The organism is Candidatus Andeanibacterium sp., assembly GCF_057143545.1.
In genome coordinates, this window is record NZ_DBNHSF010000115.1 from 1 (window position 1) to 3,962 (window position 3,962).

The following is a 3,962-nucleotide window of genomic DNA, read 5'->3' on the forward strand; positions in this document are numbered from 1 at the left end:
CTGGTGCATAACGGGATCATCGAGAATTTCCGGCCGTTGCGCGAAGAGCTGATCGCACGTGGCCGGACCTTCGCCAGCGAGACCGATACCGAAGTCGTCGCCCACCTCGTCTCGGAAGGGATCGAGGCCGGCAAGGATCCGCAGCAGGCCGTCGCCGAAGTGCTCCCCCGCCTGCGCGGCGCGTTCGCGCTGGCGATCGCGTTCCGCAGCTTTCCCGACCTGCTGGTCGGCGCGCGGCTCGGTTCGCCGCTGGTGGTCGGATACGGGGAGGGCGAGACCTATCTCGGTTCCGATGCGCTGGCGCTGGCGCCGCTGACCCAGCGGATCGCCTATCTCGAGGAAGGCGACTGGGTGGTCATCTCCCATGCGGGCGCGGACATTTTCGACAAGGACAACAACCCGGTCGCGCGCGAGATCGTCAATTCAGGCGCCGCGGCAGTCGAGATCGAGAAGGGCAATTACCACCATTACATGCAGAAGGAGATCTTCGAGCAGCCGGTGGTGGTGGCACAGACGCTGCGCTCCTATATCCGCCAGCTCGAACGCGCCGTGGCGCTGCCGCAGCTCGATTTCGACCTCGCCAAGATCGAACGCATCACCATCGTCGCCTGCGGCACGAGCTATTATGCCGGGATGGTCGCGAAATACTGGTTCGAGCGCTTTGCGCGGGTTCCGGTCGACTTGGATTTCGCGAGCGAGTTCCGCTACCGCGAGCCGGTGCTGGAGCGAGGCGGGCTCGCCCTGTTCATCTCGCAATCGGGCGAAACCGCCGACACGCTCGCGGCCTTGAGGCATTGCCGGGCCGAAGGCCAGATTATCGCCGTGGTCGTGAATGTGCCGACCAGTTCGATGGCGCGCGAGGCCGACCTGCTCCTGCCGACCCATGCCGGCCCCGAGATCGGGGTCGCCTCGACCAAGGCCTTTACCTGCCAGCTGGCGGTGCTTGCAGCGTTCGCAGCCCGCATGGCCGTGACCAAGGGCAGGATGGACCGGGCCGAGGAAGAACAGGTGGTCGAACACCTGCTCGAAGCGCCCGCCAGCCTCAATGCAGCGCTTGCTCACGATGCGGAAATTGCCGCGATGGCGCACCTTATCGCCCCGGCGCGCGACGTGCTTTACCTGGGCCGAGGGCAGGACTTCCCGCTGGCCCTTGAGGGTGCACTAAAACTAAAAGAAATCAGTTATATACACGCTGAAGGTTACGCGGCAGGTGAGATGAAGCACGGGCCGATCGCGCTGATCGACGAAGCGGTCCCGGTGATCGTGCTGGCGCCTTCCGGGCCGCTGTTCGAGAAGACCGTTTCGAACATGCAGGAAGTGCGCGCGCGGGGCGGCAAGATCGTGCTCATTTCCGATGCGCAAGGCATTGCCGAAGCCGGCGAAGGCTGCATGGCGACGATCGAGATGCCCAGGGTCCATCCGCTGATCGCGCCGCTGGTCTACGCGATTCCGGTGCAATTGCTCGCCTATCACGTCGCGGTGGTGAAGGGCACGGATGTCGACCAGCCGCGCAATCTCGCGAAATCGGTAACGGTCGAGTAGCAGCGATATTGCGGGATTTCGGGGCCGGGATTTACCCGGTCCTAACCATTTTCCCGCTATCGCGCGCTGGTGACGGACGCCCATTCCGACCTTCCGCAGCTGCCGCTGCAAATCGGCAACCTTGCCGTGATCGGCCTGACCCAGCCCGAACAGGGCAGTTGGGTGCGGTTGCGCGCGCTGCAATATTCGCGGATCGAGACGATGTCGCTCTCCCGCTTCCTTGCGCACGCGATCGCGCTGGTGATCACCTTCAGCATCTTCTGGGGCGATGTGCCCTACTGGCTGCTCGGCGCCTGGGTCTTCCCGCTGATTTTCGCACTCTACTCGGCCTCGCGGGTCGATGACTCGCTGTGCGATGTCGAGCGGCGCCCAATGACCAGGGCGGAGTATCACAAGCATGCGCTGAGCTCGGCCATGGTCGGGGTCGTCTGGGCTGTGCCGTTCTATCTGTTCGTGCCCTATGGCCAGCCGATCGACCAGATCGCATTCTGGGGCGTCAACGCCATGCTGATTGCCGGCACTGCGCTGGCCTTCAATGCGACTCCGGTCGCCACGCTGGCTTTCGCGGCGGTCTCGGCCATCGCCGCGGCAACCAGCTTCGGCCTGGTCGGCCGCTACGACTATGCCGCGCTGGCCGTATCCTTCTGCGCGCTGGCGGCTGGCGGTGCCGTGCGCAGCGCCCGCACCTATCTCTCCGCGCGGATCGCCGAATTCGGCGTGGCCGAGCAGAACGAGGTCGTTTCGCTGCTGTTGCGCGAATTCGAGGAAAACGAGGCCGACTGGCTGTGGCAGATCGACACCGCCCGCCGGGTCCGTTCGGCCAGCCCGCGCTTTGCCTTTGCACTCGGCACGGATGCGCGGGAAATCGAAGGCAAGCCGTTTATCCAGCTGATCGCCGGAGCGGGGTGGGAGACCGGCCAGTTTCCGCCCAGCCTGCACGATCTTGCCGAACGGCTGAAGCGCCGCGAGAACTTCTCCAACCTGCTCGTCCAGGTGACGATCCAGAACGAGAAGCGCTGGTGGGAAATTTCCGGCACCCCGATGATGGACGAGAACGGTCAGTTCCACGGCTATCGCGGGGTCGGCTCGGATGTCACCGACAAGCGCGAAAGCGACGAGAAGATCGCCTATCTCGCCCGTTACGACACGCTGTCGGGCCTGCCCAACCGGCTGATGCTGACCGAGGCCCTGGGCGAAGCCATGCGTTATGCCGACCAGTGGCGCACCCGCTGCGCCTTCCTGATGATCGATCTCGACCGTTTCAAGGCAGTCAACGATTCGCTCGGTCACCAGGTGGGCGATGCGCTGCTGACCCAGGTCGCAGCCCGCCTGAAGAGCCTGATGAGCGAGAACGAATTGTGCGGCCGGCTGGGCGGCGACGAATTCGCGATCGTCGTTCGCGATGCGTCGGACCGTGCGCGGGTCGAGCGGGTCGCCGAATCGATCATCGAGAACCTCTCGCTGCCCTACGAAGTCGAACATCACACCCTCTATGTCGGGGCCAGTGTCGGTTCGGCGATCGGGCCGCGCGATGGCCAGACGGTCGAGACCCTGATGCGCAATGCCGATCTCGCGCTCTATCGGGCGAAGGACGAAGGGGGTTCGGCCCATTGTACCTACGAACCCTCGCTCCATTCGGACGCGGAAGAGCGCCGCCAGCTCGAACTGTCCTTGCGGCGCGCGCTCGAACGGGGCGAACTTCACCTCAATTACCAGCCGGTCGTCGATACGCGGAACGAACAGGTTGTCAGCTTCGAGGCCCTGCTGCGCTGGAACAGCCCGGAACACGGCCAGGTCAGCCCGGCCAAGTTCATCCCGTTGGCCGAGGACACGCGCCTGATCGTGCCAATCGGCGAATGGGTGCTGCAGGAGGCCTGCATGGCCGCGATGCGCTGGCCCGAACACGTCAAGGTGGCGGTAAACGTCTCGGGCGAGCAACTGCTCGACCCGCATTTCTCGAAGACGATCGTAAAGGCCTTGAGCATGAGCGGGCTTCCGGCCCACCGGCTTGAGATCGAGGTGACCGAGAGCATCTTCGTCCGCGACGGATCGACCGCCCGCACCTCGCTCGAGGGGATCATGGCGCTCGGCTGCGGCGTGGCGCTCGACGATTTCGGGACCGGCTATTCCTCGCTCGGATATCTCCGCAATATCCGCTTTTCGACCATCAAGGTGGATCGCACCTTCGTCCGTGGTGCCGCCCAGAACAGCGCCGAAAGCCTCGCCATTATCCGCGCGGTCGTGGCGATGGCGTCAAGCCTGGACATGTCGACCACCGCCGAAGGCGTCGAAACCGAGGAGGAGGCGAAACTGATCGCCGAACTCGGCTGCGACAAGATCCAGGGCTACTATTTCGGCAGACCGATGGAACTGGAAGAGGCGCTCGCCCTGTTCCGCCATCCGGGCCAGCGCCGCGGCGC

General features: G+C 64.6%; 2 protein-coding genes. Both read left to right on the plus strand.

Annotated elements, in window-relative coordinates; translation table 11 throughout:
* Positions 1 to 1,542, plus strand: a 1,542-nt coding sequence (gene glmS, locus AC16XC_RS07360; RefSeq protein ID WP_484034002.1) for a glutamine--fructose-6-phosphate transaminase (isomerizing), incomplete at its 5' end; no start/stop codon positions are given.
* 69 nt (positions 1,543 to 1,611) lie between these two features.
* Positions 1,612 to 3,962 (plus strand): putative bifunctional diguanylate cyclase/phosphodiesterase (locus AC16XC_RS07365; RefSeq protein WP_484034003.1); only part of this gene is annotated, 2,351 nt, incomplete at its 3' end.